The sequence below is a fragment of the Pantoea sp. Ae19-2 genome (assembly GCF_059801205.1).
The window spans coordinates 3,850,306-3,868,341 of record NZ_JBCHWE010000001.1 but is presented as its reverse complement, the minus strand read 5'-3'; the positions used below and the strand labels follow the sequence as shown (position 1 = coordinate 3,868,341).

General features: G+C 54.1%; 17 protein-coding genes. 9 read left to right on the top strand and 8 right to left on the bottom strand.

Annotated features, from left to right (window positions below; all coding sequences use genetic code 11):
- Positions 1–110 precede the first annotated feature (110 nt).
- Positions 111–527, bottom strand: a complete 417-nt coding sequence (ibpA, locus tag AAIE03_RS17745; protein WP_014332924.1) for a small heat shock chaperone IbpA — start codon at positions 525–527, stop codon at positions 111–113.
- 282 nt (positions 528–809) lie between these two features.
- Here ibpA and AAIE03_RS17740 point away from each other — a divergent pair, with 282 nt between their 5' ends.
- Entirely contained in the window at positions 810–1,172 is a 363-nt protein-coding gene (locus AAIE03_RS17740) for a YceK/YidQ family lipoprotein (protein ID WP_013023991.1), read from the top strand.
- Here AAIE03_RS17740 and AAIE03_RS17735 read toward each other — a convergent pair.
- From AAIE03_RS17735 to dnaA, 6 genes are all read right to left on the bottom strand, one after another.
- Positions 1,153–2,406, bottom strand: coding sequence for a YidR family protein (locus AAIE03_RS17735; protein ID WP_072138481.1), 1,254 nt, complete (start codon positions 2,404–2,406; stop codon positions 1,153–1,155). The two genes, AAIE03_RS17740 and AAIE03_RS17735, sit on opposite strands and share 20 nt — an antisense overlap.
- 111 nt (positions 2,407–2,517) lie before the next feature.
- On the bottom strand, positions 2,518–3,327 hold the full coding sequence (gene yidA, locus AAIE03_RS17730; RefSeq protein WP_013023994.1) for a sugar-phosphatase: 810 nt from the start codon (positions 3,325–3,327) through the stop codon (positions 2,518–2,520).
- 191 nt (positions 3,328–3,518) lie between these two features.
- On the bottom strand, positions 3,519–5,927 hold the full coding sequence (gene gyrB / locus AAIE03_RS17725) for a DNA topoisomerase (ATP-hydrolyzing) subunit B (protein ID WP_498563105.1): 2,409 nt from the start codon (positions 5,925–5,927) through the stop codon (positions 3,519–3,521).
- Between the two features lie 17 nt (positions 5,928–5,944).
- Positions 5,945–7,030, bottom strand: a complete 1,086-nt coding sequence (gene recF / locus AAIE03_RS17720; RefSeq protein ID WP_014332921.1) for a DNA replication/repair protein RecF — start codon at positions 7,028–7,030, stop codon at positions 5,945–5,947.
- 145 nt (positions 7,031–7,175) lie between these two features.
- Positions 7,176–8,276 carry a DNA polymerase III subunit beta gene (gene dnaN, locus AAIE03_RS17715; protein ID WP_014332920.1) on the bottom strand — a complete coding sequence of 367 codons (1,101 nt, stop codon included), beginning with the start codon at positions 8,274–8,276 and terminating at the stop codon, positions 7,176–7,178.
- A gap of 4 nt (positions 8,277–8,280) precedes the next feature.
- Positions 8,281–9,687 (bottom strand): chromosomal replication initiator protein DnaA, encoded by a 1,407-nt coding sequence (dnaA, locus tag AAIE03_RS17710; protein ID WP_014332919.1) that lies wholly within the window; start codon positions 9,685–9,687, stop codon positions 8,281–8,283.
- Positions 9,688–10,283: 596 nt separating this feature from the next.
- Here dnaA and rpmH point away from each other — a divergent pair.
- From rpmH to AAIE03_RS17675, 7 genes are all read left to right on the top strand, one after another.
- Positions 10,284–10,424 (top strand): 50S ribosomal protein L34, encoded by a 141-nt coding sequence (gene rpmH / locus AAIE03_RS17705; RefSeq protein WP_000831330.1) that lies wholly within the window; start codon positions 10,284–10,286, stop codon positions 10,422–10,424.
- A 14-nt stretch (positions 10,425–10,438) separates the two neighbouring features.
- Positions 10,439–10,798 (top strand): ribonuclease P protein component, encoded by a 360-nt coding sequence (gene rnpA / locus AAIE03_RS17700; protein WP_013023999.1) that lies wholly within the window; start codon positions 10,439–10,441, stop codon positions 10,796–10,798.
- Positions 10,762–11,019: a membrane protein insertion efficiency factor YidD gene (gene yidD, locus AAIE03_RS17695; protein WP_014607035.1), complete on the top strand. Its 258-nt coding sequence runs from the start codon at positions 10,762–10,764 to the stop codon at positions 11,017–11,019. Before rnpA ends, yidD begins: the two co-directional genes overlap by 37 nt.
- A gap of 2 nt (positions 11,020–11,021) precedes the next feature.
- A complete protein-coding gene (gene yidC, locus AAIE03_RS17690; RefSeq protein ID WP_013024000.1) occupies positions 11,022–12,668 on the top strand; it encodes a membrane protein insertase YidC in 1,647 nt (548 codons plus the stop codon).
- 89 nt (positions 12,669–12,757) lie between these two features.
- Positions 12,758–14,122, top strand: coding sequence for a tRNA uridine-5-carboxymethylaminomethyl(34) synthesis GTPase MnmE (gene mnmE / locus AAIE03_RS17685; protein ID WP_013024001.1), 1,365 nt, complete (start codon positions 12,758–12,760; stop codon positions 14,120–14,122).
- A 239-nt stretch (positions 14,123–14,361) separates the two neighbouring features.
- Positions 14,362–14,952: a malonic semialdehyde reductase gene (locus tag AAIE03_RS17680; RefSeq protein WP_014607034.1), complete on the top strand. Its 591-nt coding sequence runs from the start codon at positions 14,362–14,364 to the stop codon at positions 14,950–14,952.
- A 173-nt stretch (positions 14,953–15,125) separates the two neighbouring features.
- Positions 15,126–15,869: a 4'-phosphopantetheinyl transferase family protein gene (locus AAIE03_RS17675; protein ID WP_015701322.1), complete on the top strand. Its 744-nt coding sequence runs from the start codon at positions 15,126–15,128 to the stop codon at positions 15,867–15,869.
- Between the two features lie 39 nt (positions 15,870–15,908).
- On the opposite strand, the gene AAIE03_RS17670 is transcribed toward AAIE03_RS17675, so the two are convergent.
- The gene (locus tag AAIE03_RS17670) at positions 15,909–17,222 is read right to left on the bottom strand and encodes an NCS2 family permease (RefSeq protein ID WP_014607032.1); all 1,314 of its coding nucleotides are present in this window, start codon (positions 17,220–17,222) and stop codon (positions 15,909–15,911) included.
- A gap of 149 nt (positions 17,223–17,371) precedes the next feature.
- Here AAIE03_RS17670 and yieH point away from each other — a divergent pair, with 149 nt between their 5' ends.
- The gene (yieH, locus tag AAIE03_RS17665; protein WP_029570824.1) at positions 17,372–18,034 is read left to right on the top strand and encodes a 6-phosphogluconate phosphatase; all 663 of its coding nucleotides are present in this window, start codon (positions 17,372–17,374) and stop codon (positions 18,032–18,034) included.
- Positions 18,035–18,036 lie beyond the last annotated feature (2 nt).

Sequence of the window (18,036 nt, the reverse complement as noted above, 5' to 3'; positions counted from 1 at the left end):
CCTGACCGCGGCGCTTCTAAGTGACGCGTTATCGCCATCGTATCCATAAAAAACGGCCACAGCACGTATGCTGTGGCCGTTCTCAAAATGACGTAGCCATTACGGCCGCTTTATTTCAGAATTTCAATCCGGCGAGGTTTCGCTTCTTCAGGCACCAGACGCTCGAGATCGATGCTTAACAGACCATTTTCCAGACGCGCATCGCGTACGACGATATGGTCAGCCAGCTGGAACTTGCGCTCGAAATTACGCTCGGCGATGCCCTGGTAGAGATACTTACGTTCAGTCTGCTCTTCTGGGTGGGCACCGCGCACGATCAGCACGTTGTCGTGGGCAGTAATATCAAGTTCACTCTGGGCAAAGCCGGCCACCGCAATGGTAATGCGATAATGGTTTTCATCAACCAGTTCGACATTATAAGGAGGATAACCGCCATTGCTCTGATTTTGATTGGACTCAAGCAGGTTGAACAGGCGATCAAAACCGATAGCAGAGCGATAAAGTGGAGACAGATCAAAGTTACGCATAAAAATACTCCTGAATGTCAGCAAGTTTTGGCAACCTTCCACCATTGGACAGGTTGTGTCGTACCGCATTGCCCCTTACGGCGGCAACCTTAACGGCCTGCTATAAAAATGGGTGCGGACAACATCCTTTCAAGGGCCTGTGCGTAATTTTTTCGCCAAATCGGTGAAATGACATACACTCAGGGGTAGATTGCCGGACCAGAACGGACTTCACTATCAGGTGGGAAGGTACGCTGGCGAGCAAACTCAGCCAGGTGTGACCAGGACTGAAGGGATGACGATATGAAAATGATGAAAAGGTTACCGCTGGCTGGCGTTATGTGCTGCGCAGTCGTTTCAAGCGGCTGTTCGAGCGTGATGTCGCATACCGGAGCAAGCCAGGGCTATTATCCGGGCACGCGCGCCAGCGCGGATATTCTGACCGACAGTAACACCAGTTGGGCGCTTAAGCCGCTGGCCCTGGTTGACCTGCCGTTTTCTGCGGTCATGGATACGCTGTTATTGCCATGGGATTACTATCGCAGTGACAGCGACCAAAGCCTGGACTCTCCGCGCGCTCGGGTGCTGCAGAGCGAAAAGCTGGCGCACACTGAAGAAAATCTCGCGCATGCCCAGCCCATGCCCACTATGCAACCGCAACGGTAAACAACTGTCGCCAGCCCTCAATCTCACGCATGAAGGCAATCTGCTTCCCGTCTGGTGACCAGACGACCGCATCACCAGACGGTGCATCACTGCTTCGCACCGTTAAACGCTCACACTCGCCCGTTACCACATGGCAGCGCATAACGCTGTTGTCGCAGATAAAGGCAATCGCTTCGCCGCGAGGCTGCCAGCTAAACGCCGACTGAATACTGTGGGTAAGCCGGGTCACCTGATGTGGTTCGCCGCCATTGGGCGACACGACCCAGAGCTGGATGACCTGTTGGTTATCCGCCATCAAAAACGCAATTTTGCTGCCGTCTGGCGAGCTGCGCAACCAGTGACGAGGCTGTGATGCCAGGCCCCGGGTAGTCGTTATTCGACGTTGCCGGACGCCAGCGGGTGGAGCCGGTAAACGATCGCTGCTACCTTCCAGCGGGAAAAAGCCGGGTTTTGCGAAGTCTTCCAGCTTCTCTGGCAGATCGACCACGAACACCTCAGGACACTTTTCGCCTGAAGCGGAAAGGGTATCGCCTGTAAAGGCGATGGCCCAGCGCTGCCAGCTACCGTCAGGTTTTTGATAGCCTTGGTTACCAATCCATCCCTCTTCATATGCCCGACTGATCTGATCGCTGCCCGGCTGCGGATTGACGTGGGTTTCACTGACCAACACACAAAAATGGCTACCGTCATATTCTCGTGGGTGCTGCTTTTCTGGCGTAACCGCCCACAGGGGAACGGCGACGCCAACGTTACGCAGGTCGAGGCGCCGATCCCGTTCGTGCATCACATGATCGTTATAGGTGAAACTGAGACGTGTCCCATCCGGGCTAAAAACATGTACGTGGGAGCCGCCCCGCAAGGCTCCGGCAGTAAAGGGCGGCGTAATGTCACATGCATCCAGATTTTCTGCCTGACCCTTTTCAACGATCACGCCACGGCGATGATGAAAATCGTACTGCCAGTTGTCATCGGGATGTTCAGGCCCATGAATACAAACGTAACGTGGGGGCAATGTCGGACTCACGGTGACAACCCCGACGTGCGCGCCATCCCTTGCCTGATATAACACCTCCACGTCGCCGGTGTTCACATTGACCCGCTCAATGGTCTGGCTGGTAAAAGAGGCACCGGAGGGCCGCACATCAAATGCCAGCCACTGGCTGTCGGCTGTCCAGACGTTGATGTTAGTCAACTGATGATGGCGTGATGCAAATGTGATCTGTTTTTCAGACATGACAAAATCCAGTGAGCGGTAATATTCAGACAAGTTACGCGCGCGTATTTACTGATGAAACGGCCGCGTCAGGTGCTTTCACTCGCCGTTTCATCCTGCGTCAGGAAAGAATTAAAGTACCCATTTTTCAATCGCGTGCGCGACGCCATCTTCCCTATTGGTTTTGGTAATAAACTGGGCAATTTTCTTCACCGACTCAATCGCATTGCCCATCGCCACGCCAGTGCCCGCGTAGTCAATCATGGCCAGATCGTTTTCCTGATCGCCTATCGCCATGACGTCTTCCGCTTTCAGGCCCAGTTTTTCTGCCAGCATTTTTACGCCATAGCCTTTGTTCACCCGGCGATCGAGAATCTCCAGGTAATAAGGCGCACTTTTCAGGATGGTGTAAGTCTGATGCGCCTGCTCAGGCAGTTTTGCAATCGCCGCATCAAGCAGGCCGGGTTTATCAATCATCATCAGTTTCGGGAAACGCGTGGCGGGATCCATCTCTTCTACTGCGCGATAACGTACCGGAATACCGGTCAGGCTGGCTTCGTGAATAGTGAATTCGCTGATGTCTTTGTTTGGCGTATAGAGGTGGGATTTATCAAAGGCCTGAAAATGTACGCCCAGTTCTCGCGCCAGCTTCTCGACATACAAATAATCGTCAAAGCCCAGCGTCACATCCGCCACGACCTCGCCATCTTCGGCCTGATGAACCAGTGCGCCATTATTGCTGATGCAGTACTGTCCGTGAGCCTGCAGATCAAGCTCCTTCAGATAACGCTCAATGCCAACGAAAGGCCTGCCGGTCGCTAACACAATGGACACCCCTTTTTCCCGGGCGCGGTTCAGGGCGGTTTTTACCGCAGGTGTGATCTCATGCTGCGGATTAAGCAGCGTGCCGTCCATATCAATTGCGATCAGTTTTATAGCCATAGCATCCTCGTTGTGTCGGGTTTACTGCAATGCTAGCGCGATTCAGCTCACATTGACCAGTTTGTCGACGCTTTACAGCACGCGTAAACCATTATCTTGTTGCAGCGGGTTCTGCCCCGCGCAGGGCAGGCAGACGTATCGGGCAAAAAAAAACCCTTCCGGTGGGAAGGGTTTTGTCTGTCGCAGGGCGATTAGATATCAATATTTGCGGCTTTCAGCGCATTCTCTTCAATGAAGGCGCGGCGCGGTTCAACCGCGTCACCCATCAACGTGGTGAACAGCTGATCGGCGGCAATTGCATCTTTGATGGTCACGCGTAACATACGGCGGCTGTCCGGATCCATGGTGGTTTCCCACAGCTGCTCTGGGTTCATTTCGCCCAGACCTTTATATCGCTGCACTGACAGGCCGCGACGTGACTCTTTCTCCAGCCAGTCAATCGCCTGTTCAAAACTGCTGACAGGCTGACGGCGTTCGCCACGTTCGATATAGGCATCTTCTTCAAGCAGGCCGCGAAGCTTGCCGCCCAGTGCACAGATCTTGCGGTATTCGCCACCCTGCAGGAACTCGGCATCCAGAGGATAATCCGTGTCCACTCCATGTGTACGAACGCGTAAAACCGGCTCAAAGACATTCTGCTCACGGTTCTCACGCACCTGGGCCAGATAGGTACTGCCGTGCGCCTCGCGTGCAGTCAGGTAGCTAACCAGACCGTTAATCCAACTGGTCACCTGCGCTTCGTTGCTGATATCGCTCAGTGTGTCGTGATAAATCAGCGCACGCAGCATGGCCATCGGATAACGACGCTCCATGCGTTTGATCATCTTCTGAGTGCTGTTGAATTCAGCGACCAGTGTTTCCAGCGGTTCGCCGCCTAGCGCGGGTGCGCTGGCGGTGGTATGCAGCGAGGTACCGTCAAGGGCGATAGCAATCTGGTACTGCAGCATGGCTTCGTCATCCTTGATGTATTGCTCCTGCTTACCTTTTTTCACCTTATACAGCGGCGGCTGCGCGATATACACGTGACCACGCTCGATAATCTCTGGCATCTGACGATAGAAGAAGGTCAACAGCAGTGTACGAATGTGGGAGCCGTCGACGTCCGCATCGGTCATGATGATGATGCTGTGGTAACGCAGTTTATCCGGATTGTATTCATCGCGGCCGATGCCACAGCCCAGCGCGGTAATCAACGTGGCGACTTCCTGAGAAGCCAGCATCTTATCGAAACGCGCCTTCTCAACGTTCAGGATCTTACCTTTCAGCGGCAGAATGGCCTGATTCTTACGGTTGCGGCCTTGCTTGGCAGAACCGCCCGCAGAGTCACCCTCCACCAGGTAAATTTCTGACAGCGCCGGGTCGCGCTCCTGGCAGTCCGCCAGTTTGCCTGGCAGGCCAGCAAGATCCAGCGCGCCTTTACGGCGGGTCATCTCACGGGCACGGCGTGCGGCTTCACGAGCGCGTGCGGCGTCAATAATTTTGCCCACAACGATTTTTGCATCGCCCGGATTTTCCAGCAGATATTCAGCCAGCAGTTCATTCATTTGCTGCTCAACGGCCGATTTCACTTCTGAAGAAACCAGTTTGTCTTTGGTCTGTGAAGAGAATTTCGGGTCCGGCACTTTGACCGACACGACCGCAATCAGACCTTCACGGGCATCGTCACCGGTCGCGCTGACTTTGGCTTTTTTGCTGTAGCCTTCTTTATCCATGTAGGCATTCAGCGTACGCGTCATCGCGGCGCGGAAACCCGCAAGGTGTGTACCGCCGTCGCGCTGTGGAATATTGTTCGTGAAGCAGTAGATGTTCTCCTGAAAGCCGTCATTCCACTGCAGTGCGACTTCCACGCCAATGCCGTCTTTCTCGGTTGAGAAATAGAATACGGTTGGGTGAATAGGCGTTTTGTTTTTATTCAGGTACTCAACAAAGGCGCGGATACCACCTTCGTAGTGAAAGTGGTCGTTTCTTGCATCACGCTTGTCTTCCAGACGAATCGATACGCCAGAGTTCAGGAAGGACAGTTCGCGCAGGCGTTTAGCCAGAATGTCGTATTCGAAATCGGTAACGTTGGTGAAGGTGTCATGGCTTGGCCAGAAACGAATGCGGGTACCGGTTGTATCGGTATCTCCCGTAACCGCCAGCGGCGCTTCAGGTACGCCGTGCAGATAAATCTGCTGATGCACTTTGCCTTCACGACGAATGGTCAGTTCCAGTTTCTGGGACAGGGCGTTCACAACGGAAACACCTACGCCGTGCAGGCCGCCAGACACTTTATAGGAGTTGTCGTCAAACTTACCGCCAGCGTGCAGCACGGTCATGATAACTTCAGCCGCCGACACACCTTCTTCTTCGTGGATACCGGTAGGAATTCCGCGTCCGTCATCCTGAACGGAAACCGAATTATCGGCATGGATTGTCACGACAATATCTTTACAGTGACCGGCGAGCGCTTCGTCGATTGCGTTATCCACGACCTCGAATACCATGTGATGCAGACCGGTTCCGTCATCGGTATCGCCGATGTACATGCCCGGGCGTTTGCGTACCGCATCAAGCCCTTTCAGGACTTTGATACTTGAAGAGTCATAAGAATTCGACATCAACGTTTCTCGCTCATTTAATCTTTAGGTTGAACCGCTATTTTACCCTGTTCCACGCGGAACATCTTGCCCTTTTCGTCAGTCATGTCGATTACATGCTCTGACGAGATGGCGCTGACAAAAACCTGTGCCTGGGTTGCTTTAAGTCGTTCCGCCAGCAGGCGGCGACGGCTGTCATCCAGTTCAGAAGCAAAGTCATCAATGAGGTAAACACAGCGGCGTCCGCTCTGGCGGGTCAGGAACTCGCCCTGTGCCAGACGCAATGCGCACATCAGCAGTTTAAGCTGACCGCGTGAGAGTAAATCTTCCACCGGCGTGCCCTCGGCACGAATACGAAAATCCGCTTTGTGCGGGCCGCTGGCGGTATAAGTCAGGGCGCGATCGCGTTCGAAGTTGCGCTCAAGCAACTCGGCATAATCGCTTTCTTTGTCCCAGCCGCGCTGGAACGAAAAACGCAGATCACATTCGGGCAGGAACTGTGCACAGGTGGTGACAATTTCGGCCGAGATGGCTGCGCTGTAGTCGGCGCGCCACTGGCTGATTTGCTCCGCCAGCGGCACCAGCTCCTGATCCCAGGGACGAATCTGGCTGTAGCGCGTTACCTGGCGCAACGCCGCATTGCGTTGCTTAAGCAGGCGTCGCAGATTGCTCCAGGCATTAAAAAAACCGGGTGTGTTATGAAAGCAGCCCCAGTCGACATAGGCTCTACGATATTTGGGACCGCCGTTGAGTAAGGTAAAACCTTCCGGCGTGATCAACTGCATTGGCAGCAACTGTGCCAGCTCAGCGACTTTGTGGCCATCGCTGCCATCAATACGCACTTTGCTTTCGCCAGCGCGATTTTTACTGAGCCCGACCGAAAACTCACGTTCCTGGCCTTCCAGCCTGCCGTGCAGCACAAATGCAGCCTGATCGTGGCGAATTACCCGGCCGGCCTGCAAACTGCGGAAAGCACGGCCGTGACCCAGTGTGTAAATCGCCTCCAGCACGCTGGTTTTACCGCTACCATTCGCCCCTACCAGAAAGTTAAATCCTGGCGCTAACGCTAAGTCGGCCTGTTCAATATTACGAAAATCTTTTATCAGCAGGCGGGTTAAAGCCATGAATCAATCCAGCGTGAAGGGCAAATGAGGTTTATCGAATCTCAGTGAGTAAGGACGTCAACGGCACCGCACCTTTTCGCACGGGCAGTGCGCCTGACGCATACAGCGTACGTGACAGGTGCACTGCCCGAATAAAGCCCGTGTGCTACAAACGCATCGGCATGACGACATAGGCCGCTGCCGGACTCACCACATCTTCAATCTGCACGCTCGAAACGGAATCCGTCAGCAGCAGGCGGACATTCTCGCACTTAAGTGCATTCAGCACATCCAGTACGTAACTGACGTTGAAGCCAATTTCCAGCTCGCTGCCGGTATAGCTGACATCCAGCATCTCTTCCGCTTCTTCCTGCTCAGGATTATTAGCGGTAATTTTTAGCTGATTTTCGGTGATATGGAGACGAACGCCGCGGAATTTCTCATTAGAGAGGATCGCCGCACGGGCAAAAGCCTGCTTGAGCAGATCGCAGCCTGCCTCCAGCGCTTTATCCGGATTTTTTGGCAGCACCCGACGATAATCCGGGAAGCGACCATCCACCAGCTTAGAGGTAAAAATATAGTCGCCAACGTGCGCGCGGATGTTGCTGCTGCCAATCTGCACCTGAAGCGGTGTATCACCGCCGTCCAGCAGGCGTAACAGCTCGATAACCCCTTTACGCGGCACAATGACTGAATGGCTGGGAAGCGCCTGGCCAATGGGCATGGAGCAGACCGCCAGACGGTGACCGTCGGTGGCGACCGTACGCAGCTCTTCGCCTTCCGTCTCAAACATCATGCCATTCAGGTAGTAGCGTACGTCCTGATGGGCCATAGAGAACTGCGTGGCTTCGATCAGGCGTTTTAGCGTGGCCTGAGGCAGGGTGAATTCCACCTCGTTCTGCCAGTCATCCAGATTTGGGAAGTCGCTGGCGGGCAGGGTAGAGAGCGAAAAACGGCTACGGCCGGAACGCACTAACATGCGCTCGCCTTCCAGCGTCACGTTTATCTCCGCCCCTTCCGGCAGGCCACGGCAAATATCCAGGAATTTGCGTGCCGGAACGGTCGTCGCACCCGTCTCGTGCGGCTGGGTTAAGGCAACCCGTGCAACCATTTCCATTTCCAAATCGGTGCCGGTCAGTAACAACGATCCTTCATTAACCTGCATCAGCAGATTGCCGAGGATAGGCAACGTCGGGCGACCGCCTAGCGGACCGCTGACTTGCTGCAGCGGCTTTAGCAACTGTTCACGTTCAACAATAAATTTCATAGCGTCACGAAGATAATGTTCTGATGAGATTTGAGAAATCTTCTTTGATGTCGTGGCTTTCTTCACGCAGTTGCTCAATCTTACGGCAAGCGTGAAGTACCGTGGTATGGTCGCGACCACCAAAAGCGTCGCCGATCTCCGGCAAACTGTGGTTAGTCAGCTCTTTAGCCATCGCCATCGCCATTTGACGCGGACGCGCTACCGAGCGCGAGCGGCGCTTAGAAAGCAGGTCAGCGACTTTAATTTTGTAGTACTCAGCAACGGTCTTCTGAATATTATCAATAGTGACCAGCTTCTCCTGCAGGGCAAGCAGATCCCGCAGTGCTTCACGAACGAAGTCGATGGTAATCGCCCGGCCGGTAAAGTTGGCGTTGGCGATAACCCTGTTCAATGCCCCTTCCAGCTCACGGACGTTAGAGCGTAAACGCTTGGCAATAAAGAAAGCCACTTCGCCCGGCAGGCGGATATCGTTTTCATCCGCCTTTTTCATCAGGATCGCAACGCGTGTTTCCAGTTCCGGCGGCTCGATCGCCACCGTTAAGCCCCAGCCAAATCGCGACTTCAGACGATCTTCAACACCGTTGATCTCTTTTGGATAACGATCCGAGGTCAGGATGATCTGCTGATTGCCTTCTAACAGCGCATTAAAGGTGTGGAAAAACTCTTCCTGAGAACGCTCTTTGTTGGCAAAGAACTGAATGTCATCGATCAGCAGAGCGTCAACCGACCGGTAATAGCGCTTAAACTCTTCGATAGCATTATTTTGCAGCGCTTTAACCATGTCCTGCACAAAGCGCTCAGAGTGCATATAAACCACTTTGGCATTGGGTTTACGCGCAATAATGCCGTTGCCGACTGCATGCAACAGGTGGGTTTTCCCCAGGCCCGTACCGCCATAAAGAAACAGTGGGTTGTAGGCGCCGCCAGGGTTATCAGCCACCTGACGTGCCGCCGCGCGTGCCAGCTGGTTCGATTTACCTTCAACAAAGTTATCGAAGTTATGACGATTATTAACGTTAGAGCGATAAGTGACATCCGCAGGCGCAGGGACGTTGTCCCAGCTTGGGCGAACAATTTGTGCCGGTGCCGGACGGTTTTGAACCGGTGCAGCCGGCGCGCTGACGCTGGCCATCGCTGGCTGACTGACCGCTGCGGCTTGTTGAACCGGGCGCGTGCCCACCTCAAAACGCAACAGAGGTACATTCGCACCGCAGAACTCATTCAGTAGTGCATTGATGCTGTTGAGGTATTTATCCCGAACCCAGTCGAGTACGAAGCGGTTAGGAGCATATAAGGCAAGCGTATTGTCGTTTAATTCAGCCTGAAGTGGACGGATCCACATGCTGAATTCGGTGGCAGGAAGCTCATCCTGCAAACGGGCAAGACACTGTTGCCAAAGCGTAAGTGACACGGCGGACTCCACTCGTACAAATTCGATAAGAAAAGTAGGTGCTAATCTAAGAAACGTTCATTTTGACACAGACGAAAGAAAGCGCCTGCGACCGCTATCAGCGGTTTTCCATCCTGCAATCATTAGAGGATCGTCAGAGGAAGGGCGGATCATAGCGCAAAGCGCGACAGAGATCTTCCCTTTCTACACAGTTTTTATCCTTTTTATCCACAGGACATGAACGCGAAGGAAAGTCTACGCCTGTGGCAGAAAAAACCACCTGGGATCGCGCTGAATGATTCAATTTTTCGGACGATCTCTCGTTTTTGTCTGCGCCTGCGGCAGGTCGATCGCAATAAGATCCTGCGCGATCCTTGCGCTTTAACGCAGACCCCGTATAATTCTCCCCCCGGCGTTGTCGCGTAAAGCTCAATGCCCGGACTCAGCGGTCTGTATCCGGGTTATCTGGTACCGCGACAAGCGAAGTAAATTGACTCGGGACTGTACAATTATTACAATCCCGCCTCTTTATTAAAGACACATTGAGGCGTCGGTCTGTTTTTTGGTCCGGAAACGCGTCACCCAGTGAAAATTTTCAAGTTTAGGTAGAAATCGCCATGAAACGCACTTTTCAACCGTCCGTACTGAAGCGCAACCGTTCACACGGCTTCCGTGCTCGTATGGCTACTAAAAATGGTCGTCAGGTTCTGGCACGTCGTCGTGCTAAAGGCCGCGCTCGTCTGACCGTTTCTAAGTAATAAAGCTAACCCTGATGGGTAAGCTCGCATTTCCCAGGGAGTTACGTTTGTTAACTCCCACTCATTTCACTTTCGTCTTTCAGCAGCCACAACGGGCTGGCACGCCGCAAATTACTATTCTCGGCCGCCTTAACGCGCTGGGGTATCCCCGCATCGGTCTGACCGTCGCGAAAAAACATGTGAAACGCGCTCACGAACGCAACCGGATCAAGCGATTGACCCGCGAAAGCTTTCGCCTGCGTCAACATGAATTGCCGTCGATGGACTTTGTGGTGGTTGCGAAGAAGGGTGTTGCCGATCTCGATAACCGTATGTTGGCGGAAGCGTTGGAGAAATTATGGCGTCGTCACTGTCGCCTGGCGCGCGGTTCCTGATCGTCCTGATACGCGTCTATCAACGCGGCATCAGTCCATTACTGGGGCCACACTGTCGGTTTCATCCGACCTGCTCTCAATACGGAATTGAGGCCTTGCGCAGGTTTGGGTTGATAAAAGGCAGTTGGTTGACTTTAAAACGCGTATTAAAATGCCACCCTTTGAACCCGGGTGGTGACGATCCTGTGCCGCCAAAAACCTTTGATACCAGAGAACATTAACGATGGATTCGCAACGCAATCTCTTTCTCATCGCTTTTCTGTTCGTGTCTTTCATGATCTGGCAAGCCTGGCAGACGGACCATGCTCCGAAGCCTTTGCAGACCCAGACCACGCAGAACACAAACAGTGCAGCCGGTGATGCTGCAGGCCAGGGTGTACCGGCCAGCGGCCAGGGTAAAACGATCACCGTTAAGACTGATGTCCTGTCATTAACGATCAACACCCGCGGTGGCGATGTTGACCAGGCTCAACTGCTGACTTACCCGGATAAGTTGGGTTCTGACAAGCCGTTTGAGCTGCTGGAAACCACACCGTCGTTTGTTTACCAGGCGCAAAGTGGTTTAACCGGCCGTAATGGTCCGGACAACCCGAATAATGGTGCGCGTCCGCTGTATAACACGGCTCAGGATCACTTCGAACTGGCTGAGGGTCAGAGCGAACTGCGTGTTCCGATGACGTTCACCGCTGAAAACGGCGTTGTTTACACCAAGACATTCGTGTTCAAGCGTGGCGACTATGCGGTTAACGTTGACTACAACATTAACAATACCAGCCAGCAGCCGCTGGAATTGTCGATGTTTGGTCAGTTAAAACAGACGATCGATTTGCCTAAGCACCGTGATACCGGCAGCAACAACTTTGCGTTGCACACCTTCCGCGGAACGGCTTACTCCACCAGCGAATCGAAATACGAAAAGATTAAGTTCGATACCATCGCCGATAACGAAAACCTCAATACCACCACCAGCAATGGCTGGGTGGCAATGTTGCAGCAGTATTTCGCGACCGCATGGGTACCGCGCACGCAGGGGACAAACACGCTTTATACCAGCAATCTGGGTAATGGCGTTGCTGCAATCGGCTATAAATCTGCGCCGGTAACCGTCGCACCAGGTGCGCAACAAACGCTGGATGCCACGCTGTGGGTAGGGCCGGAAATTCAGGACAAGATGGCCGCGATTGCGCCTCACCTTGACCTGACGGTTGACTACGGTTGGTTATGGTTCATCTCTCAGCCGCTGTTTAAACTGTTGAAGTTCATTCACAGCTTTATCGGTAACTGGGGCTTCTCCATCATCATTATCACGTTCATCGTGCGTGGCATCATGTACCCGCTGACAAAAGCGCAGTACACCTCGATGGCGAAAATGCGCATGCTACAGCCGAAGATTCAGGCGATGCGTGAGCGTTTAGGTGACGATAAGCAGAAGCAGAGCCAGGAGATGATGGCGCTGTATAAGGCAGAAAAAGTGAATCCGCTGGGTGGCTGCTTGCCGCTGGTCATTCAGATGCCTATCTTCCTTGCCCTGTACTACATGCTGTCTGGCTCGGTAGAACTGCGTCATGCGCCGTTTATATTGTGGATCCACGATCTGTCAGCACAGGATCCGTACTATATCCTGCCGATTCTGATGGGTATCACCATGTTCTTCATTCAGAAGATGTCACCGACCACCGTGACCGATCCGATGCAGCAGAAGATCATGACGTACATGCCTGTGATTTTCACCGTGTTCTTCCTGTGGTTCCCGTCAGGTCTGGTGCTGTACTACATCGTCAGTAACCTGGTAACCATTCTCCAGCAGCAGCTGATTTATCGCGGCCTGGAAAAACGTGGCTTACACAGTCGCGACAAGAAGAAAGCGTAAGACCGTCGCGGGAGGTTTCCCGCGATAAATACGGTTATGCTCAGGCGGTCAAAGCGACCGCCTTTGTTTTTTGTAGTGAGAGAGAATTTATGAGCCATAGCGATACCATTGTTGCTCAGGCAACCCCGCCCGGACGGGGCGGCGTTGGCATTTTGCGCATTTCCGGTCCGCGAGCCGCAGAGGTTGCCCAGCAGATACTGGGTAAACTGCCCAAACCGCGTTACGCCGACTATTTATCGTTTAACGATAGTGACGGTAGCGTGCTGGATCAGGGAATCGCGCTATGGTTTCCCGGCCCTCACTCTTTTACCGGTGAAGACGTGCTGGAGTTACAGGGCCATGGCGGTCCGGTGATTCTGGATCTGCTGCTGAAACGTATTGTGGCGCTGCCCGGCCTGCGCATTGCCCAACCGGGCGAATTCTCTGAGCGGGCTTTCCTTAACGATAAACTCGATTTAGCCCAGGCAGAAGCCATTGCCGACCTGATTGATGCCAGCTCAGAACAGGCGGCACGCTCGGCGGTCAACTCGCTGCAGGGAGCCTTCTCTGTTCGCATTAATCATCTTGTAGAAGCCCTGACGCACCTGCGTATCTATGTTGAGGCGGCCATTGATTTCCCCGATGAGGAGATCGATTTTCTGTCTGACGGCAAAATCGAAGGGCAGTTGAATACGGTCATCAGCGATCTTGATGCCGTGCGTGCCGAAGCCAAACAGGGCAGCCTGTTGCGCGAAGGCATGAAGGTGGTGATTGCCGGCCGCCCCAACGCAGGAAAATCCAGCCTGCTGAATGCGCTTGCCGGTCGTGAGGCGGCCATCGTGACGGATATTGCCGGCACAACGCGCGATGTGCTGCGTGAGCATATTCATATTGACGGTATGCCGTTGCATATCATTGATACCGCAGGGTTGCGTGAGGCCAGCGATGAAGTGGAACGTATTGGTATTGAACGCGCCTGGCATGAAATCGAACAGGCCGACAGGGTGCTTTTTATGGTGGACGGCACAACGACGGACGCAACCGAGCCCGCGGAGATCTGGCCGGATTTTGTCGCGCGTCTCCCGCCTCAGTTGCCGATTACCGTCGTACGCAATAAGGCGGACATCACCGGTGAAGCACGGGGACTGACCAACGCGAATGGCCACGCGCTCATCAGGCTGTCAGCCCGAACCAGCGAAGGCCTGGATACACTGCGTGACCATCTGAAACAGACCATGGGCTTTGCCGATAATATGGAAGGCGGTTTCCTGGCTCGTCGCCGCCATTTGCAGGCACTGGAGCTTGCCGCTACGCATCTTGAACAGGGCAAATCCCAACTGTTGGGTGCCTGGGCTGGCGAGTTGCTGGCAGAAGAACTGCGTCTTGCGCAGCAGGCGCTTAGCGAAATCACTGGTGAATTTACGTCAGACGATTTGCTGGGGCGAATTTTCTCCAGTTTCTGTATCGGCAAATAACACTGCACATGGCCCGTAAGCGGCCCGGTAAAACGAAGCCGTCGCCGTTTACGGGCCAACGCGTCATGTGTTGCTTATTGGTTGTTGTGGCGTAGATTATTGTAGGGTTGGATGTTATGAAGCCGTATTTTCAGCTGGACGTCGACAAGCACATCACGCAATGAGACGGGCTGAAACGCATCCAAAAACGTGAACTCACCGTATAGGTCGAATACTGGATGTTTTCCCTGGAGAGTTATATGACTACATCGCTTGATAATGCAGCGCTAGACACCCTTTTTTACCACGCCCGCACCCATAATCACTGGCAGCAAAAACCGGTCGAACAGGCCCTGCTGGAACAGCTCTACCAGCTCGTTGCCCTGGCCCCAACTTCAGCAAACTGCTCCCCGGGACGCTTCGTTTTTGTCACCTCAGCCGAGGGGAAAGAAAAGCTGAAACCGGCGCTGGCGTCCGGCAATCTTGAGAAAACAATGAGCGCACCGGTCACCGTTATTATTGCCTGGGACAGCGAGTTTTATCAGCATCTGACGATGCTGTTTCAACATGCCGATGCGCGTAACTGGTTTACTAACACGCCAGATTTAGTCAAAGAGACGGCGTTTCGCAACAGTAGCTTACAGGCAGGCTATCTAATTCTGGCAGCCCGAGCGCTGGGGCTGGATGCGGGACCCATGTCGGGCTTCGATCCGCTAAAAGTTAACGATGCCTTTTTTGCCGATACCACCTGGCAGGCGAATCTGTTAATTAATCTGGGCTATGGCATCCCGGATAAACTTCCTCCCCGTTTGCCCCGCTTGAGTCTTGAGCAAGCCTGCCAGTTCGTCTGATATCCCAGCGCGTTACGACTTTTTCGTAACGCCCGTTTCTGCTGGTGACTTCTGCCTGTAGTGAGGGCTCCAGCCTGCTGCTTTTCTGAAAAAAGGGCAAGCTGTATGCGGTAGCCTGAGAAAGCGCTTATAATGGGGTTGATGATTATTTGACCATTTTCATGGAGAGACAGATGGCGGGTCATTTTGTTCGTTGGACAGGCAATCCCGGGCAGTTGGTGGCTGATAGCGCCATCCCGCAGGACATCATCGACAGCGCGCAGCATCTTGCGGATAAACGTCGAGGGCGATTTCTGGCGGCCCGTATCTTGCTGGCACAGCTCATGCAGCGTATTTACGGCCTTCATCGTCTTCCGCCCATCGTTAAGCGTCATAACGGCCGCCCGGCCTTTGCGGATCGCGATCTTCCTGACTTCAATATTGCCTACGCGGGGAATACCGTGGGCGTCCTGCTGGCTGAAGAGCGCAGTCAGGTCGGCCTGGATATGGATATCGTGCGGGCACACAGTCGTCAGACGCAGGCGCTGATGGTGCAGGGGTTAAGTTCAGGAGAAATCGCCTGGATCAATGCTCAGCAAGATGTGCCTGAGGCCGTGACGCAGATCTGGACGCTGCGCCACAGCGTAATGAAACTGCAGGGCGCAGGTGAAGAAGGGCTGCGTTCGCTACAGCTATTGCCCGGCGCCGGGCGCCTGCGTACAACGCTGCCCACCGACCTGCAGATTCTGTGCGATGCGGAGCCCACGCTGGTGTGGTCCTGTGCTTTATCACCCCATGTGCGGCGCCTGTACTTATGGGAAATCACCGGCGGCGGCCAGTGGTCTGCACTGCGTGATATCGCGTTAGATAAGCCGGATGACGGGACAAAAATGATGCGTCTGACGACGCTGCATGGACGCGCGCTGGCCTCATACTGACCCAGTAACAGGCCGCCAGCGCACGACTTCCCAGGGCGCTCAGTGTGCGTCGATAAACGCGATTTTAAGCACAAACAGTAACGCGACAATCACCACGCAGGGGCTGATTTCACGCCAGCGCCCGGTGCCAAGTTTCATGACACAGTAAGCAATAAAGCCCAGCGCGATGCCTTCCGTAATGGAGAAGCTAAACGGCATCATCGCGGCCGTAACAAAAGCGGGAACGGCCTCCGTCAGATCGTCCCATTTAACCCGCGACAGGCTGGCGGTCATCAGCACGCCAACGTAGATCAGCGCGCCCGCTGCGGCATAGGCCGGAACCATGGCTGCCAGCGGTGATAAAAATGTGACCAGCAGGAACAGAAGGCCGGTGACGACCGCCATCAGTCCGGTACGACCACCAACGGCGACGCCAGACGTACTTTCAATATAGGCCGTAACGGAAGAGGTCCCTGCCAGCGCGCCAGTAACGGAACTGATGCTGTCGACATAGAGCGCCTGTTTCATCCGTGGGAAAGTCCCTTTTTCATCGACCAGGCCGGCTTTATCGGTGACGCCAATCAGCGTACCTGATGAGTCAAACAGATTGACCAGCATAAAAGAGAAGATGATGCCGGCCATGCCAATATTGAACGCGCCTTTGATATCGACCTGACCGACCACAGAGGTGATGGACGGAGGCGCAGAGAACAGACCCACAAACTTCACGTCGCCCAGCATCCAGCCAATCGCCGTGGTGACGATCATCGAAATCAGCACGGCGGCGTGAATATTGCGTGACGCCAGAATGGCGATAATAAAGAAACCCAGAGCACCCAGCAGCACGTTATGCGAGCTGAGGTTGCCCACAGTGACCAGCGTATCCGGGTTGGCCACAATGATGCCGGCGTTTTTCAGGCCCATCATGGCAATGAACAGGCCAATGCCGGCGGTAATGCCCACGCGCAGGCTAAGTGGAATATTGGCGATCATCCAGTAGCGAATACGCAGCAGCGTCAGGATAAGCAACCCCAGCGCGCCCCAAAAGATGGCGCCCATACCGACCTGCCACGAGTAACCCATAGCACCCACGACGACGAAGGCAAAAAAGGCATTGAGGCCCATTGCCGGTGCCAGTGCGACCGGAAGATTGGCGAACAGGCCCATCAGGATGCTGCCGAATGCGGCAATAAGACAGGTCGTTACGAACACCGCCTGGGCGTTCATCCCTGCCACACCCAAAATTTGTGGGTTTACAAAAACGATGTATACCATGGTCAAAAACGTGGTAACGCCAGCAATGACCTCGGTACGAACCGTTGTACCGTGTTCCTGCAATTTAAATACGCGCTGAAAAAGGCTTTGTTTGTTCATGCCGTTTATCCGGAAGAAAATTTCACCGGCGCGTATCCTGGCGATTTTGCCCGGGCAATACAATGATTTTTCGCAACCGATTGCCATTATCACAACGCGTCAGGCTTAGGGTAGAGTGTAGGGGCACCCAACTAAAAGGATGGAGTCAGATGTCAGCAGAATGCGTCTTTTTCGATTGTGATGGTACCCTGGTAGACAGCGAAGTGCTTTGTACACGCGCTTACGTCACCACCTTTGCCCGTTACGGTATAACGCTCTCCCTGCAGGAGATGTTCGAAAAGTACAAAGGGGTGAAACTGTATGACATCATCCGTGACGTTAGCGAGTCGCATGGGGTCAGATTACCGCTGGACGAACTTGAACCCGCCTACCGGAGTGAAGTTGCCCGACTTTTCGATCTGGAGTTGAAGCCGATAGCCGGGGCGAAGGCGTTGGTGGAGCAGATGAACGTCCCGGTGTGCGTGGTATCCAACGGTACGGTCAAGAAGATGCAGCACTCGCTGGGATTAACCGGCATGCTGGACTACTTTGCCGAGCGCCTTTACAGCGGTTACGACATTGGTCACTGGAAACCCGAGCCTGAGCTGATGTTTCACGCCGCAGAGCAAATGCGAGTGCCTGTTGAGCGTTGTATTTTAGTGGATGATTCTGAAGCGGGCGCGCGGGCCGGAATCGCCGCTGGCATGCCAGTGTTCTACTACTGTGCCGACGCGCACAACCCGGAACTGGATCACCCGCTGGTCACGGTGTTTACGGATATGGCGGCGCTGCCTGAACTGTGGCGTGCGCGGGGTTGGAACCTGACAACCTAGCC

Coding starts and splice junctions, on each gene's coding strand:
- mnmE (WP_013024001.1), top strand. CDS start 12,758: ATGAGCCATAGCGATACCATTGTTGCTCAGGCAACCCCGCCCGGACGG.
- ibpA (WP_014332924.1), bottom strand. CDS start 527: ATGCGTAACTTTGATCTGTCTCCACTTTATCGCTCTGCTATCGGTTTT.
- AAIE03_RS17735 (WP_072138481.1), bottom strand. CDS start 2,406: ATGTCTGAAAAACAGATCACATTTGCATCACGCCATCATCAGTTGACT.
- AAIE03_RS17670 (WP_014607032.1), bottom strand. CDS start 17,222: ATGAACAAACAAAGCCTTTTTCAGCGCGTATTTAAATTGCAGGAACAC.
- rpmH (WP_000831330.1), top strand. CDS start 10,284: ATGAAACGCACTTTTCAACCGTCCGTACTGAAGCGCAACCGTTCACAC.
- yidA (WP_013023994.1), bottom strand. CDS start 3,327: ATGGCTATAAAACTGATCGCAATTGATATGGACGGCACGCTGCTTAAT.
- AAIE03_RS17675 (WP_015701322.1), top strand. CDS start 15,126: ATGGCGGGTCATTTTGTTCGTTGGACAGGCAATCCCGGGCAGTTGGTG.
- rnpA (WP_013023999.1), top strand. CDS start 10,439: ATGGGTAAGCTCGCATTTCCCAGGGAGTTACGTTTGTTAACTCCCACT.
- recF (WP_014332921.1), bottom strand. CDS start 7,030: ATGGCTTTAACCCGCCTGCTGATAAAAGATTTTCGTAATATTGAACAG.
- AAIE03_RS17740 (WP_013023991.1), top strand. CDS start 810: ATGAAAATGATGAAAAGGTTACCGCTGGCTGGCGTTATGTGCTGCGCA.
- AAIE03_RS17680 (WP_014607034.1), top strand. CDS start 14,362: ATGACTACATCGCTTGATAATGCAGCGCTAGACACCCTTTTTTACCAC.
- gyrB (WP_498563105.1), bottom strand. CDS start 5,927: ATGTCGAATTCTTATGACTCTTCAAGTATCAAAGTCCTGAAAGGGCTT.
- yidC (WP_013024000.1), top strand. CDS start 11,022: ATGGATTCGCAACGCAATCTCTTTCTCATCGCTTTTCTGTTCGTGTCT.
- yieH (WP_029570824.1), top strand. CDS start 17,372: ATGTCAGCAGAATGCGTCTTTTTCGATTGTGATGGTACCCTGGTAGAC.
- dnaN (WP_014332920.1), bottom strand. CDS start 8,276: ATGAAATTTATTGTTGAACGTGAACAGTTGCTAAAGCCGCTGCAGCAA.
- yidD (WP_014607035.1), top strand. CDS start 10,762: ATGGCGTCGTCACTGTCGCCTGGCGCGCGGTTCCTGATCGTCCTGATA.